Here is a 24722-nt window from a genome sequence, read left to right on the forward strand (position 1 = left end):
TCCGCCATCGATCTGAGAAGCCGAGGGCAGCCCGTGAGCCACGACTGGACCGACAACCGCAAGAACCTGATGCTCTTCGCCGGTCGGGCGCATCCCGAACTGGCCGACCAGGTGGCCAAGGAACTCGATGTGCCGGTCACCGCGCAGACGGCACGCAACTTCGCCAACGGCGAGATCTTCGTCCGGTTCGAGGAGTCCGTCCGCGGCTGCGACGCGTTCGTCCTGCAGAGTCACCCGGCACCGCTGAACGAGTGGATCATGGAGCAGCTCCTGATGATCGACGCGCTCAAGCGGGGCAGCGCCAAGCGCATCACCGCGATCCTGCCGTTCTACCCGTATGCGCGGCAGGACAAGAAGCACCGTGGCCGCGAACCCATCTCAGCACGGTTGATCGCCGACCTGCTCAAGACCGCCGGCGCCGACCGGATCGTCACCGTCGACCTGCACACCGACCAGATCCAGGGGTTCTTCGACGGACCGGTCGACCATATGCGCGCCCAGAAACTGCTCACCGGTTACATCGCCGAGAACTACGCCGACCACGACATGGTGGTCGTCTCCCCCGACTCGGGACGCGTGCGCGTCGCCGAGAAGTGGGCCGACGCGCTGGGCGGGGTACCGCTGGCCTTCATCCACAAGACGCGTGATCCGTTGGTGCCCAACCAAGTTGTGTCCAACCGCGTGGTCGGCGACGTTCGCGGCAAGACCTGCGTGCTGACCGACGACATGATCGACACCGGCGGCACCATCGCCGGCGCTGTGCGCCTGCTCAAAGAGGACGGAGCGGGCGACGTGATCATCGCCGCGACGCACGGCCTGCTCTCCGACCCGGCCCGCGAACGCCTCACCGGTTCGGGCGCCTGCGAGGTGATCGTCACCAACACGCTGCCGATCAGCGAGGAGAAGCGCTTCCCGCAGCTGACCGTTCTCTCGATCGCTCCCCTGCTGGCCAACACCATTCGCGCGGTGTTCGACAATGGTTCTGTGACAAGTCTTTTCGACGGATCGGCCTGAGATGACCGCACGAATCCTGCACAACCCGAAATGCTCGACCTCGCGCAAGACCCTGGACCTGTTGCGCGAGAACGGCATCGAGCCCGAGATCGTGCTCTACCTGAAGGACCCGCCCACCCGCGCCGAGCTGGAGAAGATGCTCCGCGACGCCGGCATCGAGGTGCGCACCGCGGTACGCAAGCGCGAAGCGCTCTACACCGAACTGGGCCTGGCCGACGCATCGGACGACGCGCTGCTCGACGCCATGGCCGAACACCCCATCCTGATCGAGCGCCCGTTCGTGGTGACCGACAAGGGCACCCGGCTGGCCCGTCCCCTCGACAACGTCCGCGAGATTCTGTGAGAGTTCGCCCCCGGGCGGCGCTGGCGGTCGCGGGAGCGCTGGTGCTTTCCGCGTGCGCACCGGAAGCCCCGGACTATCAGTCGATCTGGTCGACGACGAGCACCACCACCACCGCTGCCGCACCACCGGACGAGGACCAGGAGCAGCGGCTGTCGATCGCGGCGTGGCTGGAGCGCCAAGGCGTCGTCGGACAGCAGGTCGCCCCGAACCGGATCACCGACCTGACGGTGACCATGCCGACCCCGCCGGGCTGGCAGCCCTATCAGAACCCCAACCTGAGTCCGGGCACCCGGATGATCGCCAAGGGCTCGACCTACCCGACCGCGATGCTGATGGTCTTCGAGCTCGACGGCGACTTCGACGTGGCGCAGGCCCTCGAGCACGCCAACGTCGACGCCGAGACCTCGGAGAACTTCCGGCAACTCAACGCCTCCCGCGCGGAGTTCAACGGCTTCCCCTCGTCGATGATCGAGGGCAGCTACGACCTCAACGGCGCCCGGATGCACAGCTACAACCGCATCGTCCTGGCCACCGGCGCCCCACCACAGCGGCAGCGCTACCTGGTGCAGTTCACCGTCACCGGCTTCGCGGACAAGGCGGCCGAGGAAGCACCCGACATCGAGGCCATCATCAAAGGGTTCACCGTCGAGGTCCCGAAGACTCCGCGCCCCTGACCGACACCGGCTCGCCCCACTAGGGTGTGACCATGAGCGACTGGACCGCAGCCGATCTGCCCTCGTTCGCCGGGCGAACCGTCGTCGTCACCGGCGCCAACAGCGGACTCGGCCTGATCACCGCGCGCGAACTGGCGCGCGTCGGCGCCACCACCATCCTGGCGGTGCGCAACCTCGACAAGGGCCGCGAAGCCGCTGCGACGATGACCGGCGACGTCGAGGTACGCAAACTCGACCTGCAGGATCTGGCCTCGGTGCAGGACTTCGCCGACGGTGTCGAACGCCTCGACGTCCTGATCAACAACGCGGGCATCATGGCGGTGCCCTACGCACGCACCGTCGACGGTTTCGAGAGCCAGATCGGCACCAACCACCTGGGTCACTTCGCACTGACCAACCTGCTGCTACCCAAGATCTCCGAGCGCGTCGTGACGGTGTCGTCGCTGATGCACCTGTTCGGCTACGTCAGCCTGAGCGACCTGAACTGGAAATCGCGGCCCTACCTGGCATGGCCGGCCTACGGCCAGTCGAAGCTGGCCAATTTGCTGTTCACCAGCGAACTGCACCGCAAGCTGACCGCCGCCGGCTCGCCGATCCGGGCGCTGGCCGCCCATCCCGGATACTCGGCGACCAACCTGCAGGGGCAGAGCGGCAACCGCCTGGGCGCCCGCGCCGCCGCGATCGGCAACCGTCTGATGGCCACCGACGCCGAGTTCGGGGCCCGGCAGACGCTGTATGCCGCCGCGGCCGACATCCCGGGCGACAGCTTCATCGGGCCCCGATTCATGTCGGTGGGGACGACCGGCCGCCGCTGGCGCAGCCCGCTCGCCCGCGATCGCGCCAAGGCGGCGGGTCTGTGGTCGCTGTCCGAGGACCTCACCGGCGTGCGATTTCCGCTCTGAGGTGTAGCTGCGCTAATCTGGCGACGCGTCACGGCGAGGGTGGCCCCTGCGAGCCACCGTTATCGACGGGAACCAGTACTTCATCTGTGAGCGACCCTGGCCGTGCCCGATACCCGACCTTCGGCACAGGAGCACCACGATGGCACAGAACCCCCCCAACAAGCTGACCGCTGCGGTCCGCACCGCCACCGGTAAGGGCGCGTCGCGTCGCGCCCGCCGTGAAGGGCGCGTGCCCGCGGTGCTCTACGGCCACGGCTCCGACCCGCGCCACCTCGAGCTCAACGCCCGCGACTTCGCCGCGGTCCTGCGTCACGCCGGCACCAACGCCGTGCTGACCCTCGACATCGACGGCCAAGAGCAGCTGGCCCTGACCAAGGCGCTGGACATCCACCCGATCCGTCGCAGCATCCAACACGCCGACCTGCTGGTCGTGCGCCGCGGCGAAAAGGTGGTCGTCGAGGTCAATGTCGTCGTCGAAGGTGACGCGGCGCCCGGCACCCTGGTCACCCAGGAGGTCAACACCGTCGAGATCGAGGCCGACGTGCAGTCGATCCCGGAGCAGATCATCGTGTCGGTCGAGGGCGTCGGCGAAGGCACCCAGTTCCTGGCCGGTCAGCTCGAGCTGCCCGCAGGCGTCACGCTGGTGACCGACCCCGAGAACCTGGTCGTCAACGTCGTCGCGGCGCCCACCGCCGAGGACCTGGACGCCGAGGCCGCTCCGGCCGAGGAAGCCGCTCCCGAGGCCGCCCCGGCTGCCGACGGCGACGACGCCGAGTAGGACGCGTCGTTCATGGCCGAGCCCGTTCTGGTGGTCGGCCTGGGCAATCCCGGACCGCAGTACGCCACCACCCGGCACAACCTCGGCTTCCTGGTCGCCGACATCCTCGCCGATCGCATCGGCGACGGTTTCAAGGTGCACAAGAAGTCGGGGGCCGAGGTGGTCACCGGCCGCCTCGGCGGCAAGCCGGTGGTTGTCGCCAAACCGCGCACCTACATGAACGAGTCGGGCCGACACGTCGGCCCGCTGGCGAAGTTCTACTCCGTGGCGCCGGCCGACGTCGTCGTGCTGCACGACGAACTCGACATCGACTTCGGCCGTATCCGGCTGAAGTTCGGCGGCGGCGTCGCCGGCCACAACGGCCTGCGGTCGGTTGGTGCAGCGTTGGGCAGCAACGATTTCCACCGCGTGCGGATCGGTATCGGCCGGCCTCCGGGACGGCAGTCCGGTGCGTCGTTCGTCCTGGAGAACTTCAACTCGCGGGAGCGACCCGAGGTCGGCACCATCTGTGAGCAGGCCGCCGATGCCACCGAGCTGCTGATCGCCCAGGGCCTGGAGGCCGCGCAGAACACCGTGCACGCCTGGGGCTGACGGGCTTTCAGTCCGAGGTCCGCCGCTTGTAGGCCATCAACGCGAACGGGGCGAACACCGCCGTGAGCGCCAGCGACCACAGGACCGTGGACAGCACCGGGTGGTGCAGCGGCAGCTGGGCGTCGGCGGCTGCCGGACCTCCGTTACCCCACAGCTCACGCATGGCCTGCGCCAGCGACGACACCGGGTTCCATTCGGCGATCACCCTCAACCAGCGCGGCATCGGCTCGGTGGGCACGAAGGTGTTGGCCAGGAACGTGATCGGGAACAGCACCGTGAACATGACGCCGTTGACGGCCTCCACGGTGCGCATCAGCGAACCGACGAGGATGCCGAACCAGATCATCCCGAAACCGAACAACAGCAGCAGGGCATACGCCAGGAGGGCCTCGGCCGCGCTGTTGCGAATGCGCCACCCGATCGCCAAGCCGGTCACCGACATCACCACCACTCCCAGCGAGGAGTGGATCAGGCTGGCGATGCTGCGACCGATCAACACCGACGACCGCGATATCGGCAACGACCGGAACCGGTCGATGATGCCCTTCTCGACATCGGCGGTGATACCCGAGGCCACCACGAACGCGGAGAACACGATGGTCTGCGCGAGGATGCCGGCCAGCAGGTACTCGCGGTAGGACGACCCGCCCGTGTTGATCGACGCGCCGAACACGAAGGCGAACAGCAGCACGAACATGATCGGCTGAGCGGTGACGTCGCTGAGCATCTCCGGCATCCGCTTGGTGTGGATCATGTTGCGTTTGACCATGATCCACGACTGCTGCGCGAGGTTGGTGGGGTGCGTCGGCACCGGGTCGGGCCGGACCGTCGCATTGGCGCTCACCTGCACTGCGGTCATTCGCCGGCCTCCTGACCGTCGTCGGTGCGGTGTCCGGTCAGCGACAGGAAGACGTCGTCGAGGCTGGGCCGGGACAGGCCGATGTCCTCGACCGCGACATCTCGCTCGCGCAACCACCCGGCGACGGTGATCATGTCATCGAGCCCGTCGGCAGAGGCGGTGAGCCTGCGCGCCCCGACGTCGACGAACACCTCAGAACCCCTGCGGCCCAGTACTTCCCGAGCGGTTTCGAGATCGGCCCCGGAGGCGACAGTGACCACCAGGCTGGCACGCCCGGCCTGCTGCTTGAGCTCCATCGGCGATCCCTGCGCGATGATGCGCCCCCTGTCGATCACCACGATGTTGTCGGCCAACTGGTCGGCTTCCTCCAGGTACTGCGTGGTCAGCAGCAGGGTGGTCCCCTGAGCCACCAGCGCGCGCAGGACATCCCACAACTCGTTGCGGCTGCGCGGATCGAGCCCGGTCGTCGGTTCGTCGAGGAACAGCACCGGCGGCGAGGCCAACAGGCTCACGGCGAGGTCCAGCCGCCGGCGCATGCCACCGGAGTAGGACTTGACCACCCGGTCACCGGCGTCGGTCAGGGAGAATTGATGCAGCAGCTGATCACCGAGCCTGTCGAGGTGCTTCTTCCGGATCCCGTAGAGACCGCCGATCATCCGGATGTTCTCCCGGCCGGTGAGCATCTCGTCGACGCTGGCCACCTGGCCGGTCAGACCCATGTGGCGACGCACCTGGTCGGGCTGGGTCCGGATGTCGTACCCGGCGACCCGGGCGGTTCCGCTGGTCGGTTCGGTCAGCGTGGTCATCATCCGGACCGTCGTGGTCTTGCCCGCGCCGTTGGGGCCGAGCAGCCCCAGCACGGATCCCGGCGGCACGGTGAAGCTGACCCGATCGACCACGGTGTCGTCGCCGAAACGCTTCACCAGTTCGTCGGCCTCGATGGCGGGTGCAGATGGCATGGGTTCGACGGTATCGGCTCCGTCCGACCGGACCGGGACGAGCATTGCCACGGGCTAATGGCAGCGATTGCTGTTCGCACCGCCGGGCAGCTGAACGGGTGCGCGGCGCAAGGGCTTGCGTCACGGAAATCCGACGGGGCCGATTCGGGCGAATTTGCCAGCAATGCAGCATGCCGGTCTTTACTATCCGTTGCACATTCACATTTACGTGAACGTCAATCACTTGTCCGCGGCGCGAGGGCGGACCCAACCGGGGGGACCGATGTCGATGATTGCTGCTGCGGATCAGCGCGATGACGATGTGAACAGCAAGGCCACCCGGCACGGTGGGTCCCGGCGACGCTCGCAGGACTTCCCCGTCCGTCGGTGGCTGACGCTGGGCGCGGCCTCGGCCGGTCTGGGCGCAGCTCTGGTGGGTCTTTCCTTGATGGGCCCGCAGGTCGGCGTCGCCGCGGCCGAAGACACGAGTTCGACGTCGAGCACGTCGACCTCGGACTCCCCGCGCGCGAAAACCAGCCGGCCGGACAGTGATTCGGCCGGCCCGCAGCGGCGCAGCCGCGCGTCGGACACCTCGACCGACAGCCGGGACCGCTCGACCAGGCGCAGCGCGGTGGACAGCCGGGACGAGGCAGACCTCGAGATCCGCGTCACCGAGCGGCTCACCGACTCCGAGGAAGGACCGGACCTCACCGCCGATCGCAAGACCGGCGAACCGCGAATTCCGGCGGAGTCGGCGACCACCGAGGCCACCGGCGATAGGGGTGCCGCCCGGGCCACCGCGCCGGCGACCGTGGTGGCCGACCTCGGTCAGCGCGACGAACAGGCCGACCCCACGCCGCAGTTGCGCACGACGAACTTCGCGCCGTCGGCTCCGCTGTCCTCTCCGGGACTCTTCTCGTTCCTGTTCGGCAACGGCACCGCCGCCCGACCCAACGGCGGCATCCTGGTCGGCAACGGCTACTCCTGGACGGCGGACACCTGCCCCGTCACCACCTCCTGCAGAGGCGGCAACGGTGGCATCTTCGGCAGCGGAGGCAACGGGTACAACGGCGGAAACGGCGGCAACGCAGGGCTTTTCGGTACCGGGGGCGACGGCGGCCACGGTGTCGTCGGCATCGGCGGCGGGGCCGGTGGAGCGGGCGGCCGAGGTGGTCTGATCTACGGTGACGGCGGCGCCGGCGGCAACGGCGCGACCACCGTGGAAGGTTCCGCCGGTGGCCGCGGCGGTTCTGCGGGGGTGTTCGGCCACGGCGGCGGCGGTGGTGCCGGCGGGACCTCCACCGGCGATTTCCGCGGCGGCGGCGGAGGCTGGGGCGGCAACGGCGGGTTGATGTGGGGCGACGGCGGTACCGGCGGTGTCGGCGGCAGCGCCATCTTCAACGGCCAGACCGGCGGCACGGGCGGTCGCGGCGGCGACACCGGACTGTTCTCTATGTCGGGGGGCGCCGGTGCCGGCGGGATCGGCGGCGCGGCGAGTTTCGGTGGCGCCGGCGGTGACGGCGGCAACGCCGGGCGGTTGGCGTTCTCCGGCATGGGCGGTGCCGGCGGGGCCGGCGGCAACAGTCCGTACCACGGCGATGTCGGTAACCACGGCGGCGACGGCGGTGCCGGCGGCCGCGGCGGACTGTTCGTCGGTAGCGGCGGTGACGGCGGCGAGGGCGGCGACGGCGGAGGTGACGGCGGCCGCGGCGGCAACGTCGGGTGGCTGTCGTTGTTCGGGGCCGGCGGCGCCGGCGGCGACGGCGGCGCCGGACAGGAGGGCGTCCCCGGCCTCAACGGCTCGGCGGCAAGCCTCGACGGTGGCGTCGGCGCGGCGGGCAGCCCGGGCGGTCGGGGCGGCGACGGCGGCAACGGCAGCCGGATCTTCGGGACCGGCGGCGACGGCGGCGACGGCGGTCAGGGCGGCACGGGCGGTCAGGGCGGCACCGGGTTCACCGGCGGCAAGGTCAGCGTCGGTCCCGGCCGCAACGGCGGCAACGGCGGCGACGGTGGGCCCGGCGGGGTGGGCGGAGCCGTCGGCGGTCTGCCCGGGACCGGTCGGTTCTTCTTCGTCATTCCCGCGGACGGGACCGGGGGCGACAGCGGCGCCGGAGGTGACGGCGGTAAGGGCGGCAACGGCGGAAGCGGCGGGTGGTCCGACGACGGTAGTGCCGGCGGCAACGGCGGTGTCGGAGGCAACGGCGGCGCAGGCGCCGAGGGAGGCGCAGGTGCCGAGGGCGGCACGGGCGGTGCCGGTGGCGCCGGCGGGGAGGGCGGTGACGGCGGCGACCTCACGGCCGGCGGTGACGGCGGAGCCGGCGGTAGCGGCGGTGTCGGAGGGCCGGGTGGTCCGGGTGAAGACGGCGCCCCCGGTGGCGCCGGCGGTTCCGGTGGTGAGGGAGGTGGCGGCGCCAACGGCGGTGACGGCGAGACCGCCGGCAATGGCGGCGACGGTGGTGATGGCGGTGACGGAGGCGACGGAGCTGCCACCGCCGGCGCAGGTGGCTTCGGTGGCCGGGCAGGCCAGGGCGGTCTCGGCGGCACCAGTGCCGACGGCTCCTCCGGGGACGCCGGAGCAGAAGGCCGAGCCGGGAACAACGGCTCTGCGGCTGTGAGCGCCGTGCGGTCGACCTCGGAGTCGATATTCGGTGACATCAGCCGCGCACTGGCCTACATCTTCTTCAACCGGGAGCCGAGCGCGTCGGTTTCCACCGCCCCTCCGGAAGGGGAGGACCACGCGATCACCGTCGACCTGAACGGCGAGAGCAACAACGGTTTCGACCTCACCTACACGATCAAGGAAGGACCACGCTACGGCCGGTTGGAGGCAGGCGACACGCCCGGTTCCTACACCTACTACGCCGATCCGGCCCTGATCCGGCCCGGGGTCAAGGACAGCTTCGTCATCACCCTGGACAACGGGGCCGCGGCGCGGATGCCCGGCTTGGGCGGCCTGCTGCAGGCCCTGCTGCACAACTTCGCCGTGCGGATGGGATTCGCGAAGCCGGACACCATCGATCAGTTGATCGAGGTCGAGGTACTCGGCGACGGCCAGTACGGCGACGCCGAAGACGCCAAGCAGTACTGGGTGTCACAGAGTTTCGACAACTGTGTCCTGCAGGCCAGTGCGGCGGCGATCGGGCAGGCCACCCGCAGCACCCCGCCGAGCGAAGAGGAGATGGTCCGTCTGGCCAAGACCACCGACAGCGTCGCGTCACCGGGCCGCAAGATGTACCTCGACGAGCGGATCAGCGAAGGCGTCGACGAAGCCGACGCCGCAGCGCTGATGGAGATGTACTTCGGTGTGACCACGACGTATCAGAAGTACATCTCTTACGACGACGACGGCAACCGCATCGGCTCCACGTTGGCGGACGGTCAGCGGGCGCTCGCCGACCTGCAGGCCGCGCTCGCGCGCGGGGAGGCCGCGTTGATCGCCTATCCGGTGGCGATCATCTGGAGCGCGGTGACCGACTTCGTGCCGGACGCCGACACCTCCTACACCGTGGCCGACCACGCCGCCGTCGTGACCCAGGTCGATCTGAAGCGAGGCGTGATCTACGTCAACGACAGCTCGATGACCGACGACGGCAAGTCCGTGGGACAGGGCAAGGCCCTGCCGATCGGTGTCTTCATGGCCGGGTGGCAGGTGGCCGACTACGAGCTGATCACGGTCCGGGCCAAGGAGTCGGCAGCGGCCGAGCTCATGGCCGCCGCCTGAGGCGCGATCATCGGATCCCGGTGCGGCCCAGTACATCTGGGCCCGCCGGGATTCGGCGTTCTACGTGACCAGAGAGACCGAGGTCGACCGGCGCAGCTTGCCCGAGGAGGTCTTCGGGATGCTGCCCGGACCGAGCACCACGACGTTGCGGGGCCGCACGTCGACCTCGGCGACGACCTCGTGGGCGACCTGGTGCTCGATGCGGCGCACCTCGACCGGATCCTGCCAGGCGTTGGACTCGACCGCGACGGCGAAGGTCTCCCGGGAATGGCCGGCGTCCAACCGGACGGCTACGGCGCAACCGGGACGCACACCGTCGACGCGGCCGGCGGCGCGTTCGATGTCGGTGGGATAGATGTTGCGGCCGGCCATGATGATGACGTCCTTGACGCGGCCGCACACCACCACGTGGCCTTCTTCGGTCAGGTAGCCGAGATCACCGGTGTCATACCAGCCGTGCTCGTCCTGGGCCGGGATGAAGCCGCCCATGGTCATGTAACCCGGGGACACGCATTCCCCGCGCAGCTCGATCACCCCGACGCCGCGCGGCTGCATGACGTTGCCGTGGTCGTCGATGACCCGGGCCTCGAGGTCTTTGAGCAGCGGGCCCAGCGTGGCCAGGCGCTTGGTGTGTCCTTTGGTCGCGGGGACCGCGCGGCGCAGCGCGGCCAGCAGGTCGGCGTCGACCTCGTCGACCACCAGGCCCGCGCCGCACGGCGAGAACGACACGGCCAGCGTCGTCTCCGCCATGCCGTAGGCCGGCAGGATGGCCTCGGGGCGCAGCCCGAACGGCTTGCCGGCATCGATGAGGTCGTCGACGTCGGCCGGCTCCACCGGTTCGGCGCCCGACAGCGCGAAGCGCAGTGTGGACAGATCGAACTCGCCGGGCTTGGCCTGGCGGCGCAGCCGCTTGGCGAACAGCGCGTACGCGAAGTTCGGCGCCGCGGTCATGGTGCCCTTGTACTTGTCGATCAGCCGGGCCCACAGCAGGGTGTCCCGAAGGAAGTCGACGGGGGTGACCTTGACCAGCTCCGCGCCGAAGTACATCGGGATGGTCAAGAAGCCCACCATGCCCATGTCGTGGAAACAGGGCAGCCAGCTGACCATGACGTCGGTGTCGACGTCGTACTCGGCGCCGATGAACATGGCCTCGGCGTTCGAGCGTATGTTGCGGTGGGTGATCTGGACGGCTTTGGGCGAGCCGGTGGAGCCGGAGGTCAGCTGCATCAGCGCGAGATCGTCCTCGCCGACGTCGATGGGATCGATCGGCTCGGAGTTCAGCAGGTCGGCCACCGTGAGGACCTTGATGCCCTTCTCCTCGAGCACCGGGATGGCGACGGTGAAGGGCTCGGAGACGATGACGGCCTTGGCCTCGATCATCCCGATGACCGTCAGGGTGTCCTCGGCCCACAGCGCCAGGTCGGTGCGCGGGGTGGGCTGGTGCAACATGGTCAGGCTGGCACCGCGCATCCACAGCCCCTGGGCGGTGGGCGCGATCTCGACCGGGAAGCCCGCCAGCACGCCGACCGCGTCACCGAGGCCGACACCGGCGGCGGCCAGTCCGCCGGCGATGCGGCGGGCGCGCTCGTGGACCTCGGCCCAGGTGTGGCGGACCGGCTCGTGCGGCTCGCCGGTCACCATGCCACGGGAGCTGGTACGGGCACTCTCGTACATCTTCTCGGTGAACCTGCTCACGACGACCTCCTCGTCGACATCTGCTCCGGTGCACATGCCCATTTGCCATGCTCCGCCTGCTTAGCGGCCTTTTCACGCAGGCGCGCACACGATTGGGGAGCGGTTGTGTCTCGAATCGGTGATGTCCCGAAGGCCGGGTCATAGCCAGCGACCAGTCGCCACCCGCCGAAGCTGTCGGCGGGAGAGCTGACCGCGTCCACTGCTCGACCGCTAGCACTCACCGTCGCTCATCTTAAGCAACTCTTAAGTAGCTGCCAAACGCTCGCGACAATTGAGGTGCGTGTCACAGCGGTCAGGCCGACGGCGAGGTACCGGGCACGACCCGCGCACCGGGAACGGGACCGCTGGCCACCCGCACGGTGCGGCACACCCCCATGCCGGCCAGCTCCGCACCGACCTGCACCGCGGACTCCGCCGACGCACAGAGGAAGGCGCACGTCGGCCCCGATCCCGACACCACGCCGGCCAGCGCGCCGGCAGCCACACCGCCCCGCAGGGTCCGCCGCAGCGACGAGTCGAGGTTCAGCGCCGCCGGCTGCAGATCGTTGCCCAGGAGGGCGGCCAGTCGGGCGGGGTCACCGGAGGCCAACGCCGCCAGCACCGGCTCCGGGGACTCCAGCCTCGGGGGCAGGCGGTCCTGCTCCTCGGCACGCAGCCGGTCGATCTCGCCGAACACCTCGGCCGTCGACAACCCGCCCGGCGCGAACGCGAGCACCCAATGGAACGTGTCCCGGGCCAGGACGGTTGCCAGCTTCTCGCCGCGCCCGGTTCCCAGCGCCGTACCGCCGTGCAACGCGAACGGCACGTCGCTGCCCAGGCGCGCGGCCAGGGTGTGCAGGTCGCGGCGCGGTACCCCGAGCTCCCAGAGCTCGTTCATCGCGACCAGGACGGCAGCGGCGTCGGCGCTGCCGCCGGCCATTCCACCGGCGACGGGGATGGATTTGTCGATCGTGATGCAGACGTCGGGGGCACGGCCGACGTGTTCGGCCATCAGCACCGCGGCCTGCCACGCGAGGTTGTTCTCGTCGACGGGCAGGTCGGCGGCACCCTCGCCGGTGAACGCCAGCGACAACACGTCGTCGGTCGCGACGGTGACCTCGTCGAAGAGCGACACCGCGTGGAAGACCGTGGCCAGTTCGTGGTAACCGTCGTCGCGGCGATCGCCGACCTCCAGATAGAGGTTGACCTTGCCGGGGACGCGGACGGTGACCGAACCCGTGGTCACCCAATCGGTGGCGGTACTGCCCTCACCCACAGACACCGCACGACACTAACGCGCGGTCACCGACGGTGGCCGCATGGTCGGGTACCAGCACACCGCGGGTCAGCGTGAGGAGACCTGGGAGTCCTTGTCCTCGGCGACCGTCTCGGCCTTCTCCTCGCGCGCCGGCTTCGGGACGACGTGCCAGTCCTCGGAGCGCTGCAGGAGACGCACGAAGTCGTTGATGCTCAACGTCTCCGGGCGACGGGCAGGATCGATGCTGGCGGCCAGCAGACGGCTCGCGGACTCGTTGCCCGAACCGGCCCACTCGGCGAACGCGTTGCGGGCGGTCTTGCGTCGCTGCGCGAAGCCCATGTCGATCAGCTCGAAGACCTGATCGCGGAACTCGGCGTCGGTCGGCCACGGCGACGTCTCGAAGCGGTCGATGCGCACCAGTCCGGAGTAGACCCGCGGGATGGGCCAGAACACCGTGGGCGACACCATGCCGTAGCGGCGCACGTTGCCGTAGAACCGCACCTTGGCGCTGGGCACGCCGTAGTCCTTGCCGCCGGGTTCGGCGGCCAGCCGCTCGGCGACCTCGGCCTGCACCATCACCATGACGGTGCGGATGGACGGGAACTCGGCGAGCAGGTGCAGCAGCGCCGGGACCGCCACGTTGTAGGGGAGGTTGGCCACCAGCGCGGTGGGCTCCTCGGTCATCTCGGACCGCTCGAAGGTGAGGATGTCGCGGTTGAGGACGGTCAGGCGGTTGATCTCGCTGTGCGAGTGGTCACCGACGGTGACCGGCAGCTGACGGGCCAGCACCGGGTCGATCTCCACGGCGGTGACCTTGGCGCCCCGGTCCAGCAGGGCCAGCGTCAGCGAACCCAGACCCGGCCCCACCTCGAGGACATGGTCGTTGCGGTTGACGCCGGACGCCGAGACGATCCGGCGGACGGTGTTCGCATCGTGGACGAAATTCTGACCGAACGACTTCCGAGGACGGAAGTCGATGGACTTCGCCAAGTGCCGTATTTCAGTTCGCCCGAGCAGCCGTATGGTCACGACGCACCGATCCTCCCGCTACAAGTCGGCCACGCCCCCCAGCCCTGGCGTGCCCTGGTTATCTCAGCAATCGCAATCTGTTCCTCGCGAGTTGCCAAATCTGCTCGCCGAGCATACCTCAGACCACCGTTGCGCTCCCAGGTGTTTTGATCAAATTGCACGCCACCGAAATATCCGTTGCCAGTGTTGATGGCCCAGTTACCTCCCGCTTCGCAGCGGGCCAGCGCATCCCAGGTGGCTCCGTTGAGCACCGGCGGGACCTCGGTGCCAGGTTTGGCGCCGACTCTCAGCACACCTTCGCGCGCGGGCGTGACAACGACATTGGCTACTGGCAACCTCCCCGTCTCGACGCCGTTGACCGTGGCCACGGAAAACGTCACATCCTGCACTCCCGCAGCACCGGGCTCCTCGACGATCTGCCGGCTCATGTTGAGCGTCTCGTCCTCGATGCGGCGGTGGCCGGGTTCGAGCGGCAGACGCTCGGTGACCTTGGCGATCCGGACCCGCGTGACGGCGATATGCATGCCCTCGACCACCGGTGCCGACGGTGCGGGGACAACGGCGTCGTTTTGCTGGAGCGGCACCCCCGCGGCTTCCAGCAAGGCCGCGACGTTCGGTGCGGCCAGCCGCACGGTACGGATCGCCCCGCCATCGTCGAGGTGTACGGTCTTTGCGCTGACCACGGGCAACGCCATTCCCGCCAACGGAACGCGGCTGCCTCGCGAGGCCGCCACCGGCGCCTTGTCGGTCATCCGGAGCTGCGCGAGAGCCTCGTCGACGGTCGCCGCGGTGGTCCACACCTGCTCGGTGCCGCCGCCGTCGGTGGAGATCTCCAGCGGTCGGCTGCGGCGCAGCACGATGGTGTCGGCCTGGCCGACCGGGGTGTCGGCAGCGGGGTAGAGATCGTCACGCTCGCCGAGGGTGAACCCGTTCTCCGTGACGACGTCGATGACGCGCGACTTCATCGTGGCGACGGTCATCGACGTGCCGTCCACGGTGAGCGTCACCGTCTTGTGAGCGGCTACCGCCGTGGCTCCGGCAAATATCAAAGTAAGTAAGAGTGCAGCAATCAGCACTCGTAGCAACGGCGAGCGCGTTTGGTGCAGCTTGTTCAGAGCAGTCAAAGTGTCGTCTTATCCCCGACCAGCGCAGCGGGAGCGGCGGCCTTCTTCTCTCGATCACAGGACCGTAACGGTCAGGTCTCCGTCCGGCAACTCGCCAGGCCGTAGACCCGTACGGCTGTTGCCGAACTCTCTTCGGCGATGGTCTGCGCCGGGCGGTCCAGCAGGTCGGCCAGCGCCCGCACAGTGTATGGCAGGCAGTACGGCTCGTTTTTCGCGCCGCGGTACGGGTGCGGCGTCAGAAACGGGGCGTCGGTCTCCACGAGCAGCTGCCCGGCGGGGATCAGCGGCGCGGCTTCGCGCAGCTCACGCGCGTTCTTGAAGCTGACGGTGCCCGACAGGCTCAACACCCAGCCGGCGTCGACGCAGGCGCGGGCCATCTCCGGGCCCGAGGAAAAGCAGTGGAAGATCACATTCTCGGGGGCACCCTCGGCGCGCAGCACGTCGAGCACGTCGGCATCCGCGTCACGGTTGTGGATCATCAACGGCTTGCCGATGCGTTTGGCCAGGTCGATGTGCCAGGCGAACGCCTCACGTTGCTCGGCGGGCTCGGCGCACCCGTCGAGGCGGCCCGGCCAGTAGAGGTCCATACCGGTCTCGCCGATGGCCACCACCCGCGGGTGGGTGGCCAGTTGCTCGATGTCGGCGCGGGCCCGGTCGGTCAGCGCGTTGGCCCGGGTCGGATGCAACCCGACGGCGGCGTAGACGCGGTCGTCCCACTCGGTGGCCGCGGCGGCCCAGTGCGCCGAGTCCAGGTCGTCGGCGATGGTGACCACCGCCTGCACGCCGGCGGCGGAGGCCCGGTCGAGGATGGCGCGTACGTCGTCGGCGTCGCGCGCACCGCAGGCGTCGAGGTGGGTGTGTGCGTCGATGAGCGGTGTGAGTGGGTCCGGTGCCGGCGGCGCCTCCCGCCGCTGTTTCGTGGAGCTCACGGCCCACACTCTAGGGTGAGGTGGTCATGAGCGAGCCCTACTACGTCACCACCGCGATCGCCTACCCCAACGGCGATCCGCACGTCGGGCATGCCTACGAGTACATCGCCACCGACGCCATCGCGCGGTTCAAGCGACTCGACGGCTACGACGTGCGGTTTCTCACCGGCACCGACGTGCACGGTCTGAAGATGGCCGAAACCGCGGCCAAGCTGGGTGTTCCCACCGCTGAGCTGGCGCGCGCCAACTCCGATGTCTTCCAGCGGCTCCAGGAGAAGCTCAACATCTCGTTCGACCGCTTCATCCGCACCAGCGACGCCGACCACTTCGAGGCGTCGGCGGCCATCTGGACCCGCATGGTCGACGCGGGAGACGTCTACCTGGACAAGTACTCCGGCTGGTACTCGGTGCGCGACGAACGCTTCTTCACCGACGCCGAGACCACCGTCGGCGCCGACGGGATCCGGGTGGCCACCGAAACCGGGACTCCGGTCACCTGGACCGAGGAGGAGACCTACTTCTTCCGGCTCTCGGCCTACACCGATCGGCTGCTCGCCCACTACGACGCCCACCCCGACTTCATCGAACCCGCGGTGCGCCGCAACGAGGTCGTCAGCTTCGTCTCGGGCGGGCTGCGCGACCTGTCGATCTCACGGACCACCTTCGACTGGGGCGTGCCGGTGCCCGGCCATCCCGACCACGTCATGTACGTGTGGGTCGACGCGTTGACCAACTACCTGACCGGTGTCGGCTTCCCCGACACCGATTCCGATGTCTTCCAACGGTATTGGCCCGCCGATCTGCACATGATCGGCAAGGACATCATCCGCTTCCACACCGTCTACTGGCCGGCGTTTCTGATGTCGGCCGGCATCGAGCTGCCGAAAAAGGTGTTCGCCCACGGGTTCCTGTTCAACCGCGGCGAGAAGATGAGCAAGTCGGTGGGCAACGTCGTCGACCCGCACGATCTGGTGGACACCTTCGGCGTCGACCAGGTGCGCTACTTCCTGCTGCGCGAAGTGCCGTTCGGCCAGGACGGCAGCTACAGCGAGGAAGCCATCATCGGCCGGATCAACGCCGACCTGGCCAACGAATTCGGCAACCTGGCCCAACGGTCGCTGTCGATGGTGGCCAAGAACCTCGAGGGCACGGTGCCCACCCCGGGCGATTTCACCACCGAGGACAAGGCACTTCTCGACGAGGCCGACGCCCTCCTGGAGCGGGTCCGCGCGCACTACTGCGCCACCGCGATGCATCTCGGGCTGGAGGCGATCTGGTCGGTGCTGGCGTCGGCGAACCGTTACTTCTCGGCGCAGGAGCCCTGGGTGCTGCGCAAGAGCGACCCGCAACGCTTCGCCACGGTGCTGTACACCACGCTGGAGGTGGTGCGCATCGCCGCGCTGCTGAGCCAACCCGTGATGCCGGACTCGATGACGAAAATGCTTGAGCTGCTGGGCCAGACCGAGGGCCAGCGCACCTTCACCGCGGTGGGCAACCGGCTCACCCCGGGCATCGCATTACCCGCGCCCACGGGCGTGTTTCCCCGCTACCAGACGACATGAGATGACTGACCTACACGAAAAACTGCAAGACATCTACGACGAGGTGGCTCACCGCAATCCGGGTGAGGCCGAGTTCCACCAGGCCGTCCTCGAGGTGCTCAACAGCCTCGGGCCGGTCGTCGAGAAGCATCCCGACTACGTCGATTCGGCGGTGATCCGACGCCTGTGCGAACCAGAGCGCCAGATCATCTTCCGGGTGCCGTGGATCGACGACAACGGCGTGGTGCAGATCAACCGCGGCTTCCGCGTCGAGTTCAACTCTGCGCTCGGGCCGTTCAAGGGCGGGCTGCGGTTCCACCCGTCGGTGTATCTGGGCATCGTGAAGTTCCTGGGCTTCGAGCAGATCTTCAAGAACTCGCTGACCGGTATGCCCATCGGCGGCGGCAAGGGTGGATCGGACTTCGACCCGAAGGGCCGCAGCGACGGTGAGGTCATGCGGTTCTGTCAGTCGTTCATGACCGAGCTGTACCGCCACCTCGGCGAGTACACCGACGTGCCCGCCGGCGACACCGGCGTCGGCATGCGCGAGATCGGTTACATGTTCGGCCAGTACAAGCGGATCACCAACCGCTACGAGTCCGGCGTCTTCACCGGCAAGGGCATGACCTGGGGCGGTTCGCAGGTGCGCACCGAGGCCACGGGCTACGGCACGGTGTTCTTCATCAACGAGATCCTGAAGGCCTCGGGGGACACCTTCGAAGGCAAGAACGTGGTGGTCTCCGGTTCCGGCAACGTCGCGATCTACGCGATCGAGAAGATTCACGAGCTCGGCGGCAACGTGGTGGCCTGTTCGGACTCCAGTGGCTACGTCGTCGACGAGAAGGGCATCGACCTCTCGATTCTCAAAGAGGTCAAGGAGGTCCGTCGCGGCCGCATGTCGGACTACGCCGAGCTGCGCGGCAACGGCGCCGCCTCCGTCGAGCACCGCAATGTCTGGGAAGTTCCGTGCGACATCGCGATCCCGTGCGCGACCCAGAACGAGATCAACGGCGACGAGGCGGCCGCGCTGATCAAGAACGGGTGCCGCGTGGTCGCCGAGGGCGCCAACATGCCGTGCTCGCCGAACGCGATCAAGCAGTTCGCCGACGCCGGGGTGACGTTCGCGCCGGGCAAGGCCGCCAACGCCGGCGGTGTGGCGACCAGCGCCCTGGAGATGCAGCAGAACGCCTCCCGCGACTCGTGGACGTTCGCCGACACCGAGCTGCGCCTCGAGCAGATCATGCGGCGCATCCACAACCGCTGCCTGGTCACCGCCGACGAGTACGGCCAGCCGGGCAACTACGTCGCGGGCGCGAACATCGCCGGGTTCATCCGGGTGGCCGACGCGATGCTCGCCCTCGGCCTGGTGTAGTGATCTAGGTCACTTTCCGTCGCGGCGGTGTCACACTTTCGGGGTGCGTGGTGTCTCGAGGGCAGACCGGCTGATCGAGCCGGATCGACCTGAGGAGAACGTCATGACCGAGAACCCGAAGATCGTCGTCATCGGTGGCGGGTACGCCGGCGTGATGGCGGCCAACCGGTTGGCCCCGCACGCCGACGTCACGCTGGTCAACCCCCGGCCACAGTTCGTGGAGCGGATCCGGCTGCACCAGTTGGCCGCCGGAAACGACGATGCCGTCGCCGAGTTCGGGACCCTCCTGCACCGAGGCGTCGACCTGGTCGTCGACACCGTCTGCGCCATCGACGTCGCCGGACGCCGCGTCGAGTTGGCCTCCGGCCAGACGCTCGGTTACGACTATCTGGTGTATGCCGTCGGCAGCACCGGTACGGTCGCCGCAGCCGTTCCCGGCAGCGAATTCGTGTATCCGGTCAGCGAATTCGAGCAGGCCCAGCGGCTGCGGACAAAGCTCGACGACACCGCCGAGACCGCCCCCATCGTCGTCGTGGGCGCCGGGCTGACCGGCATCGAAGCGGCCTCGGAGTTCGCCGAGGCGGGCCGGCCCGTCACGCTGGTGGCCGACGCCATCGCACCGTCGCTCAGCGCACCGGGACGCCGCTCGGTGACCAAGCAGTTGCGCAAGCTCGGAGTCACCATGATCGAGGCGCCCGTCGTCGAGGTGACCGCCGAGAGCGTCGTGCTCGCCGACGGCCGCCGCATCCCCAGCGCGGTGACGGTCTGGACCGCCGGCTTCGGTGTGCCCGGACTGGCCGCCGCCAGCGGCCTGACCACCGACGAGCTCGGCCGCGTCGTCACCGACGAGACCCTGACCAGCGTCGACGACGACCGCATCGTCGCCGCCGGCGACGCCGCCACCCCGTCGGGCCGGCCGTACCGGATGAGCTGCCAGGCGAGCATGCCGATGGGGGCGCACGCCGCCGAGACGGTGCTGGCGCGCATCGCCGGCACCGCACCCGCCCGGGTGACCATCCCGATGTCGGCTCAATGCATCAGCCTGGGCCGCCGCGCGGGCACGCTGCAGATCCAACGCGCCGACGACACCCCTCTCCCGCTGTACGTCGGTGGCCGGGCCGGGGCGTTCATCAAGGAGCAGGTGTGCCGGTGGACGGTGAAATGGATGGGCGGCGAGGCCGAACGGCCCGGGTCCTACGCCCTGCGCCGGGGCCCCGAGCGCTCGGTGACCGCGACGGTGCCGGTCTCATGAACCGCGCCGGCGACGACGAACACGCCGAACGGTTCACCCACCTACGCCCGCTGCTGTTCACCATCGCCTACGAGATCCTGGGCAGCGCAACGGAATCCGATGACGTCCTGCAGGACAGCTACCTACGCTGGGCCGAGGTGGACCTGGACACGGTCACCGACACCAAGGCCTACCTGGCCCAGCTGGTCACCCGCCAGGCCCTCAACGCGCTGCGCGCACAGTCCCGCCGCCGGGAGGACTACGTCGGTCCGTGGCTGCCCGAACCGCTGCTGACCGAAGAGGATCCGTCGGCCGACGTGGTGCTCGCCGAGTCGGTGTCGATGGCGATGCTCGTGGTGCTCGAGACATTGAGTCCCGACGAACGCGCAGTGTTCGTGCTGCGGGAGGTGTTCGGCTTCGGGCACGACGAGATCGCGGCCACCCTGGGCAAGTCGACGGCTGCGGTGCGGCAGATGGCCCACCGGGCCCGCGAGCACGTGCAGTCGCGACGCAAACGGTTCGAGCCCGTCGACGCCAAGCTGGGTGCCGAGATCACGACGCGGTTCTTCGCCGCCGCGGCCACCGGTGACCTCGACGGACTGATGGCGATGCTGGCGCCCGATGTGGTGTGGACCGCCGACAGCGACGGCAAGGTCTCCGCGGCCCGTCGCCCCGTGGCCGGTGCCGAGCGGGTCGCGCGCCTGATCCTGGGCTTCGTGCGCCTCGCCGGCGACGAGGGCCGGGTCGAGCCCGCCGTCTACAACAGCGCACCTGCGCTGGTGTTGTACCTGGGCGACCGCTTGGAAGGAGTGGTGACCTTCGAGGTGATCGACGGCCGGATCACCAACTTCTACGCGATGCGCAACCCCGAGAAGCTGGTCGCGGTGACCGTGCCGCGCCGGATCGGCCGCTGACCGCGACATCTGACAAGCTGAGCGCGTGCGCATCGACCGACTCGGCGACCTGGGCGACGCCCCGGCGGTGCTGCGCGCCTTGGGCGCGGCGACGCGTCGGCTCCGGTTGCCGCCGCCGGCGGCGGTGACCGGCGACTGGTTCTCCTCGCGCGCGGTCATCGCACCGTCGCTGGACGCCGCCCCGGTACCCGCCGGCGACGTCTTCGACGTCCCGCCCGGCGCACGCGACGACGGCCCGGTGGGCGGCGGATGGTTCGGTTATCTCGCCTACCCCGACGCCGGCGCGGACGGTGCCGGCCCCCGGGTGCCGTCGGCTGCCGGCGGCTGGTCCGACCACGTCCTGCGCTGCGACCGCGACGGCGTGTGGTGGCACGAAAGCCTCAGCGGCGCCGCCCCTCCCGGGTGGGCGACCGATGCGCTGACCGACACCGTCCCGACCGGTGATGCGGTCATCACCTGGAACGCCGCCGACCACGACGCGCACCAGCGCGGTGTGGCGGCCTGCCTGGAGGCGATCACCGCCGGCGAGGTGTACCAGGCCTGCGTGTGCACGCAGTTCACCGGCACCCTCGACGGCGACACCCTGGATTTCTTCGCCGACGCGGTGGCCCGCACCGATCCGGCCCGCGCGGCCTACCTCGCCGGCGACTGGGGCGCCGTCGCGTCATTGTCGCCGGAGCTGTTCCTGTGTCGCCGTGGCGAATCGGTGACCTCCAGCCCCATCAAGGGCACATTGCCACGCACGGCCCATCCGGGCGCCCTGCGCGCGTCAGCCAAGGACGTCGCCGAGAACATCATGATCGTCGACCTGGTCCGCAACGATCTCGGCCGCGTCGCCCGCACCGGGACGGTGACGGTGCCGGACCTGCTGGCCGTCCGCCCCGCGCCGGGGGTGTGGCACCTGGTGTCGACGGTGGCCGCCGAGGTGCCCGCCGACCTCCCGATGGGTGCTCTGCTGGACGCGACCTTCCCGCCGGCGTCGGTCACCGGGACACCGAAAAGCCGGGCGCGGCAACTTCTTTCCCGCTGGGAGCCGCACCGCCGCGGGGTGTACTGCGGAACCGTCGGGTTCGCGTCCCCGGTGGCCGGCTGCGAGCTGAACGTGGCGATCCGCACCGTCGAGTTCACCTCCGACGGCGGCGCGGTGCTCGGCGTCGGAGGAGGCATCACCGCCGACTCCGACCCCGTCGCCGAGTGGCAGGAGTGCCTGCACAAGGCGGCGCCGATCCTCGGAGCGGCCGCTCAGGCGCGGGCCCGCAGCACCGCGTCGTAGAGCTCCCGGCGCGACGGCGCACCCGGCGTGGACGCCACCACCTGCGCGCACGCGTCCTTGACCCGCATCCCGTCGTCGACCAGACGGTTCACCTGCTCGACCAGCGCATCGATGTCGGCCACCGGCGTCGCACCGGCCAGCACCACCGTCACCTCGCCGAGGACGCCCTCGGCAGCCCACTCGGCCAACTCCCCCAGCGTCGCGCGCACGATCTCCTCGTGGGTCTTGGTCAGTTCCCGGCACACCGCCGCACGCCGCTGCGGGCCGAGCACCTCCACGGCGTCGCGCAGGCAGTCGCCGAGCCGGCGCGGCGACTCGAAGAACACGCACGTGCGCTCCTCCAGCGTCAGCGACTGCAGCCACGTCCTGCGCGCGGACTGTTTGCGGGGCGCGAAGCCCTCGAAGCAGAACCGCTCGGCGGGCAGCCCGGCCACCGCCAACGCGGTGGTCACCGCCGACGGCCCCGGCAGACACTGCACGGGTACGTCGGCGTCGATGCACGCCGACACGAGGCGATACCCGGGGTCGCTGATCAGTGGCATACCGGCGTCACTGACCAGCAGCACCGTCGCGCCGGCGCGGATGTCGTCGACCAGGGCCGGCACGCGCGTCGCCTCGTTGTTGTCGAACAGGCTCACGACCCGCCCGACGATCCGCACCTCGAGAGCGGCCGCCAGCGCCCGCACGCGGCGGGTGTCCTCGGCGGCGACCACGTCCGCGCCACCCAGCGCCCGCACCAGCCGCACCGAAGCGTCGAGCGGCTGTCCCAGCGGCGTGGCACCGATGAGCAGTCGTCCGATGGCCATGACTGACAGCCTACGATCGCTTGCGTGACCGTCGCCGCCACCGAAGCCCCGCGCGGGGCACCGGTGGCCAGTCCCGCGCCGTTGGTGCCGGTCGCCGACTTCGGCCCGCTGGACCGGCTGCAGGGCTGGGCGATGACGGCGGTCCTGGGCGCGCTGGCCGCGATCACCCGCTTCCTGAACCTGGGCTCCCCCACCGACGCCGGCACGCCGATCTTCGACGAGAAGCACTACGCGCCGCAGGCCTGGCAGATGCTGCACAACAGCGGTGTCGAGGACAACCCCGGATACGGGCTGGTGGTTCATCCGCCGCTCGGCAAGCAGCTGATCGCGCTGGGCGAGGCGATCTTCGGCTACACCGCGCTGGGCTGGCGCTTCTCCGGCGCCGTCTGCGGGGTGGTGCTGGTGGTCCTGGTGGTGCGCATCGCGCGCCGGATCAGCCGGTCGACGCTGGTGGGCGGGATCGCAGGGTTGCTGATCATCGCCGACGGCGTCACGTTCGTCACGTCCCGCACCGCACTGCTCGACGGCTTTCTCACCATGTTCGTCGTCGCCGCGTTCGGCTGCCTGATCGTCGATCGGGACCAGGTGCGCGAGCGACTGCACACCGCGTTCCTGGAGGGCCGGATCGCCGCGACCACGTGGGGTCCTCGACTGGGTGTGCGGTGGTGGCGGTTCGGCGCCGGCGTGCTGCTCGGTATGGCGTGCGCGACGAAGTGGTCGGGGCTGTACTTCGTGGCCTTCTTCGGGGTGATGTCGGTGGCCTTCGACGTCGCCGCGCGCAAGCAGTACCGGGTGCCGCGGCCCTGGCTCGGGACTCTCGGGCGCGATGTCGGTCCCGCGCTCTACGCGCTGGTGGTGGTCCCGCTCGCGGTGTACCTGGCGACCTACACGCCGTGGTTCGCTTCGGAGACGGCGATCAACCGGCATCAGGTGGGTCGCGCCATCGGCCCCGACAGCGTGCTGCCCATACCGGACGCGCTGCGTTCCCTGTGGCACTACACCTACGCCGCCTACAGCTTTCATTCCGGTTTGACCAACGCCGACGGCAACCACCACCCGTGGGAGTCCAAACCGTGGGCGTGGCCGATGTCGTTGCGTCCGGTGCTGTATGCGATCGACAACGAGAACGTGTCGGGATGCGGGGCACAGTCGTGTGTAAAGGCGGTGCTGCTGGTCGGTACGCCGGCGATGTGGTTCATCGCGGTCCCGGTGCTGGCGTGGGCGGTGTGGCGCGCGTTCGTCAAACGCGACTGGCGGTACGCGGCGCTGCTCGTGGGCTACAGCGCGGGATTCCTGCCGTGGTTCGTCGGCATCGACCGGCAGATGTACTTCTTCTACGCCGCCACCATGGCGCCGTTCCTGGTGATGATCATCGCGATGATCCTCGGCGACATCCTCTATCAGCGCGGGCAGAGCACCGCGGACGTGAGGAGCAGAATGGCCACCGCGGACGTGAGGAGCAGAATGGGTACCGCGGACGTGGGGAGCAGGATGGGTACCGAGCGTCGCACGCTCGGGCTGCTGGTGGTGTGTTTCTATGTGGCGCTGGTGATCACGAACTTCGCGTGGCTGTATCCGGTGCTGACCGGCCTGCCGATCTCGCAGCACACCTGGAACATGCAGATCTGGCTGCCGTCCTGGCGGTAGCCAGCCTCCTGCCGACTTTTGGCTTGCCGTTGTTCTGGCCAGATCGACACCATGGCTGTTCGATTCGTCAAGCCCACCGCTTTCCACAGCCCTCAGGTTCATCT

Annotated in this window: 21 protein-coding genes; 13 read left to right on the forward strand and 8 right to left on the reverse strand. The window is 69.3% G+C overall.

Annotated elements, in window-relative coordinates; genetic code table 11:
* Positions 1–33 precede the first annotated feature (33 nt).
* The 6 genes from ACAG25_RS18255 to pth all read left to right on the forward strand — a co-directional run bounded on the left by ACAG25_RS18255 (position 34) and on the right by pth (position 4302).
* Complete coding sequence (locus tag ACAG25_RS18255; protein ID WP_370489883.1) at positions 34–1014, forward strand: ribose-phosphate pyrophosphokinase; 981 nt, start codon at positions 34–36, stop codon at positions 1012–1014.
* Between the two features lies 1 nt (position 1015).
* On the forward strand, positions 1016–1357 hold the full coding sequence (arsC, locus tag ACAG25_RS18260; RefSeq protein WP_370489884.1) for an arsenate reductase (glutaredoxin): 342 nt from the start codon (positions 1016–1018) through the stop codon (positions 1355–1357).
* Positions 1354–2031 (forward strand): LpqN/LpqT family lipoprotein, encoded by a 678-nt coding sequence (locus tag ACAG25_RS18265; protein ID WP_370489885.1) that lies wholly within the window; start codon positions 1354–1356, stop codon positions 2029–2031. Before arsC ends, ACAG25_RS18265 begins: the two co-directional genes overlap by 4 nt.
* Before the next feature lie 32 nt (positions 2032–2063).
* Positions 2064–2933: an oxidoreductase gene (locus ACAG25_RS18270; RefSeq protein WP_370489886.1), complete on the forward strand. Its 870-nt coding sequence runs from the start codon at positions 2064–2066 to the stop codon at positions 2931–2933.
* A gap of 139 nt (positions 2934–3072) precedes the next feature.
* On the forward strand, positions 3073–3711 hold the full coding sequence (locus tag ACAG25_RS18275; RefSeq protein ID WP_370489887.1) for a 50S ribosomal protein L25/general stress protein Ctc: 639 nt from the start codon (positions 3073–3075) through the stop codon (positions 3709–3711).
* Between the two features lie 12 nt (positions 3712–3723).
* Entirely contained in the window at positions 3724–4302 is a 579-nt protein-coding gene (gene pth / locus ACAG25_RS18280) for an aminoacyl-tRNA hydrolase (RefSeq protein WP_370489888.1), read from the forward strand.
* A gap of 7 nt (positions 4303–4309) precedes the next feature.
* Here pth and ACAG25_RS18285 read toward each other — a convergent pair whose 3' ends face one another.
* Both ACAG25_RS18285 and ACAG25_RS18290 read right to left on the reverse strand, forming a co-directional pair.
* Positions 4310–5161, reverse strand: coding sequence for an ABC transporter permease (locus ACAG25_RS18285; protein WP_370489889.1), 852 nt, complete (start codon positions 5159–5161; stop codon positions 4310–4312).
* Positions 5158–6120 (reverse strand): ATP-binding cassette domain-containing protein, encoded by a 963-nt coding sequence (locus ACAG25_RS18290; protein WP_370489890.1) that lies wholly within the window; start codon positions 6118–6120, stop codon positions 5158–5160. Before ACAG25_RS18290 ends, ACAG25_RS18285 begins: the two co-directional genes overlap by 4 nt.
* A gap of 268 nt (positions 6121–6388) precedes the next feature.
* On the opposite strand from ACAG25_RS18290, the gene ACAG25_RS18295 reads away from it, so the two are divergent.
* Positions 6389–9820 carry a hypothetical protein gene (locus tag ACAG25_RS18295; RefSeq protein ID WP_370489891.1) on the forward strand — a complete coding sequence of 1144 codons (3432 nt, stop codon included), beginning with the start codon at positions 6389–6391 and terminating at the stop codon, positions 9818–9820.
* 60 nt (positions 9821–9880) lie between these two features.
* Here the strand turns inward: ACAG25_RS18295 and ACAG25_RS18300 are convergent, their stop codons facing one another.
* The 5 genes from ACAG25_RS18300 to ACAG25_RS18320 form a co-directional block, all read right to left on the reverse strand.
* The gene (locus ACAG25_RS18300) at positions 9881–11515 is read right to left on the reverse strand and encodes a fatty acyl-AMP ligase (protein ID WP_370489892.1); all 1635 of its coding nucleotides are present in this window, start codon (positions 11513–11515) and stop codon (positions 9881–9883) included.
* Positions 11516–11807: 292 nt separating this feature from the next.
* The gene (locus ACAG25_RS18305) at positions 11808–12776 is read right to left on the reverse strand and encodes a 4-(cytidine 5'-diphospho)-2-C-methyl-D-erythritol kinase (RefSeq protein ID WP_370489893.1); all 969 of its coding nucleotides are present in this window, start codon (positions 12774–12776) and stop codon (positions 11808–11810) included.
* Between the two features lie 63 nt (positions 12777–12839).
* Positions 12840–13781: a 16S rRNA (adenine(1518)-N(6)/adenine(1519)-N(6))-dimethyltransferase RsmA gene (gene rsmA / locus ACAG25_RS18310; RefSeq protein WP_370489894.1), complete on the reverse strand. Its 942-nt coding sequence runs from the start codon at positions 13779–13781 to the stop codon at positions 12840–12842.
* On the reverse strand, positions 13778–14905 hold the full coding sequence (locus ACAG25_RS18315; RefSeq protein WP_370489895.1) for a transglycosylase family protein: 1128 nt from the start codon (positions 14903–14905) through the stop codon (positions 13778–13780). Before ACAG25_RS18315 ends, rsmA begins: the two co-directional genes overlap by 4 nt.
* A gap of 71 nt (positions 14906–14976) precedes the next feature.
* Positions 14977–15834: a TatD family hydrolase gene (locus ACAG25_RS18320; RefSeq protein ID WP_370489896.1), complete on the reverse strand. Its 858-nt coding sequence runs from the start codon at positions 15832–15834 to the stop codon at positions 14977–14979.
* 26 nt (positions 15835–15860) lie between these two features.
* Here ACAG25_RS18320 and metG point away from each other — a divergent pair, with 26 nt between their 5' ends.
* The 5 genes from metG to ACAG25_RS18345 all read left to right on the forward strand — a co-directional run bounded on the left by metG (position 15861) and on the right by ACAG25_RS18345 (position 22165).
* Positions 15861–17396: a methionine--tRNA ligase gene (metG, locus tag ACAG25_RS18325; RefSeq protein WP_370489897.1), complete on the forward strand. Its 1536-nt coding sequence runs from the start codon at positions 15861–15863 to the stop codon at positions 17394–17396.
* Position 17397: 1 nt separating this feature from the next.
* Entirely contained in the window at positions 17398–18747 is a 1350-nt protein-coding gene (gdhA, locus tag ACAG25_RS18330) for an NADP-specific glutamate dehydrogenase (RefSeq protein WP_370489898.1), read from the forward strand.
* A gap of 103 nt (positions 18748–18850) precedes the next feature.
* On the forward strand, positions 18851–19999 hold the full coding sequence (locus tag ACAG25_RS18335) for an NAD(P)/FAD-dependent oxidoreductase (protein ID WP_370489899.1): 1149 nt from the start codon (positions 18851–18853) through the stop codon (positions 19997–19999).
* Positions 19996–20892 carry an RNA polymerase sigma-70 factor gene (locus ACAG25_RS18340; RefSeq protein ID WP_370489900.1) on the forward strand — a complete coding sequence of 299 codons (897 nt, stop codon included), beginning with the start codon at positions 19996–19998 and terminating at the stop codon, positions 20890–20892. Before ACAG25_RS18335 ends, ACAG25_RS18340 begins: the two co-directional genes overlap by 4 nt.
* Positions 20893–20917: 25 nt before the next feature.
* The gene (locus ACAG25_RS18345; RefSeq protein WP_370489901.1) at positions 20918–22165 is read left to right on the forward strand and encodes an aminodeoxychorismate synthase component I; all 1248 of its coding nucleotides are present in this window, start codon (positions 20918–20920) and stop codon (positions 22163–22165) included.
* Here the strand turns inward: ACAG25_RS18345 and rsmI are convergent.
* Positions 22135–22971 (reverse strand): 16S rRNA (cytidine(1402)-2'-O)-methyltransferase, encoded by an 837-nt coding sequence (gene rsmI, locus ACAG25_RS18350; protein WP_370489902.1) that lies wholly within the window; start codon positions 22969–22971, stop codon positions 22135–22137. The two genes, ACAG25_RS18345 and rsmI, sit on opposite strands and share 31 nt — an antisense overlap.
* Before the next feature lie 24 nt (positions 22972–22995).
* Here rsmI and ACAG25_RS18355 point away from each other — a divergent pair, with 24 nt between their 5' ends.
* Positions 22996–24618 (forward strand): dolichyl-phosphate-mannose--protein mannosyltransferase, encoded by a 1623-nt coding sequence (locus ACAG25_RS18355; RefSeq protein ID WP_370489903.1) that lies wholly within the window; start codon positions 22996–22998, stop codon positions 24616–24618.
* Positions 24619–24722 lie beyond the last annotated feature (104 nt).

It is taken from the genome of Mycobacterium sp. pV006 (assembly GCF_041287115.1).
Lineage (GTDB): Bacteria > Actinomycetota > Actinomycetes > Mycobacteriales > Mycobacteriaceae > Mycobacterium.

Excerpts from the sequence above, each read along its gene's own strand:
- arsC (WP_370489884.1), top strand. The coding sequence starts at position 1,016 with ATGACCGCACGAATCCTGCACAACCCGAAATGCTCGACCTCGCGCAAG.
- ACAG25_RS18270 (WP_370489886.1), top strand. The coding sequence starts at position 2,064 with ATGAGCGACTGGACCGCAGCCGATCTGCCCTCGTTCGCCGGGCGAACC.
- ACAG25_RS18275 (WP_370489887.1), top strand. The coding sequence starts at position 3,073 with ATGGCACAGAACCCCCCCAACAAGCTGACCGCTGCGGTCCGCACCGCC.
- pth (WP_370489888.1), top strand. The coding sequence starts at position 3,724 with ATGGCCGAGCCCGTTCTGGTGGTCGGCCTGGGCAATCCCGGACCGCAG.
- ACAG25_RS18285 (WP_370489889.1), bottom strand. The coding sequence starts at position 5,161 with ATGACCGCAGTGCAGGTGAGCGCCAATGCGACGGTCCGGCCCGACCCG.
- ACAG25_RS18290 (WP_370489890.1), bottom strand. The coding sequence starts at position 6,120 with ATGCCATCTGCACCCGCCATCGAGGCCGACGAACTGGTGAAGCGTTTC.
- ACAG25_RS18295 (WP_370489891.1), top strand. The coding sequence starts at position 6,389 with ATGATTGCTGCTGCGGATCAGCGCGATGACGATGTGAACAGCAAGGCC.
- metG (WP_370489897.1), top strand. The coding sequence starts at position 15,861 with ATGAGCGAGCCCTACTACGTCACCACCGCGATCGCCTACCCCAACGGC.
- gdhA (WP_370489898.1), top strand. The coding sequence starts at position 17,398 with ATGACTGACCTACACGAAAAACTGCAAGACATCTACGACGAGGTGGCT.
- ACAG25_RS18335 (WP_370489899.1), top strand. The coding sequence starts at position 18,851 with ATGACCGAGAACCCGAAGATCGTCGTCATCGGTGGCGGGTACGCCGGC.
- ACAG25_RS18340 (WP_370489900.1), top strand. The coding sequence starts at position 19,996 with ATGAACCGCGCCGGCGACGACGAACACGCCGAACGGTTCACCCACCTA.
- rsmI (WP_370489902.1), bottom strand. The coding sequence starts at position 22,971 with ATGGCCATCGGACGACTGCTCATCGGTGCCACGCCGCTGGGACAGCCG.